The sequence below is a fragment of the Otoolea muris genome, assembly GCF_943193115.1.
Lineage (GTDB): Bacteria > Bacillota > Clostridia > Lachnospirales > Lachnospiraceae > Otoolea > Otoolea muris.
The window spans coordinates 1-1,374 of the sequence record NZ_CALPCY010000151.1 but is presented as its reverse complement, the minus strand read 5'-3'; the positions used below and the strand labels follow the sequence as shown (position 1 = coordinate 1,374).

Here is a 1,374-nt window from a genome sequence, read left to right as displayed (position 1 = left end):
GAACTTTTGTGCATTATGTAGAAATTTAAAAATTTATTTTCCAGCGCCGCAAGCCGCCAGGGAATGTTATCCACGACACTGTTTTTTTCCGGGATGCTGTCCACGCATAACGCAGCGCCAGGCCGCAAAACTGTGGATAACCTGCATGAAAAATGCTGTTTTTAAGCCTTTTTCCTGTATCTGGCGGCAGTTTCCAGTCCGTCATTGTGCCTATCGCGCAGGTATGGTCGGTTTGATTTCATCCCCGCGTTTCCTTATAATGTAAGTAAATGGAAACACGGAGGGTACACATGCCAGTTAATATGGAAGACTATATCCGGCTGCTGGAAACAATGGTGGAACAGCAGAAAATACATATACAGTCCCAGGACGCACGAATCCTGGAGCAGGAGCAGGCCATAGCACAACTGCGCGCCCTTGTGGATGAACTGCGCCTTTTAAAGTCCGGCCTGGAGGAAACGCTTGAAGAATTTAAGCGCCAGCTGTTCGGCACAAAAAGCGAGAAGACAAAAACTTCGCCAGCCAGTTGCGGGGATGAACCGGAAAACCCGCCTGCAAAAACAACGGTGAAAGAACACACCCGGACGAAAAAGAAGAAAGCCGCGAGGGATGAGCGTTATGCGGACATCCCTGTCCGCGATGTCATAATCCCTGTCCCGGATAAGGACCGGCTCTGCCCGTACTGCAATGCGCAAATGATCCTGCTTGGGTATAAACAAGTCCGCACAGAACTGCGCATAACCCCGGCAAAAGTGGAGCGTGTCCGCTATATGCAGGAAGAACTGATCTGCCCGGAATGCCGTAAAGACGGCGACGGCACAATCGTGCAGGCGCAGACGCCTGTACCTCTTATGGCACACAGCCCGGCGTCACCGTCTGTTGTTGCGTACGTCATGTTTGATAAAAGTTTCGTAAGCGTCCCATACTACCGCCAGGAGGCCTGCATGGCCCAGCTTGGATTGGAACTGCCGCGTGAAACCATGGCGAACTGGTACATAAAATGTGCCATGGAATATTTCCAGCCGGTATATGACCATATGCACCGGCTTCTCCTGCAGAGGGATATTATCCATGCGGATGAAACAACCTGTCAGGTGCTGCGCGAAAAGGGGAAAGCCGCAAAAGCCACATCCTACATGTGGATGTATTTGAGCGGGAGCGACGGCCTGGCGCCAATCGTGCTCTATGAATACCAGGCGGGGCGCAGCGGCGTTTTCCCAAAGGCTTTCCTGGAAGGTTTCTCCGGCATCGTGCAGTGCGATGGGTACAGCGGCTATAACCAGGTAGAGGATGTGGTCCTTGCCATATGCCCTGCGCACTGCCGCAGAAAATTTTACGAAGCCCTCCCGGCAAAACGGCAGAAAAAACTGAAGC

The 1,374-nt window shown here is 52.0% G+C and carries 1 protein-coding gene; it reads left to right on the top strand.

What is annotated here, in order from left to right; translation table 11 throughout:
- Positions 1–290: 290 nt before the first annotated feature.
- Positions 291–1,374, top strand: a 1,084-nt coding sequence (tnpC, locus tag NFS31_RS26740; RefSeq protein WP_251502121.1) for an IS66 family transposase, incomplete at its 3' end; no start/stop codon positions are given.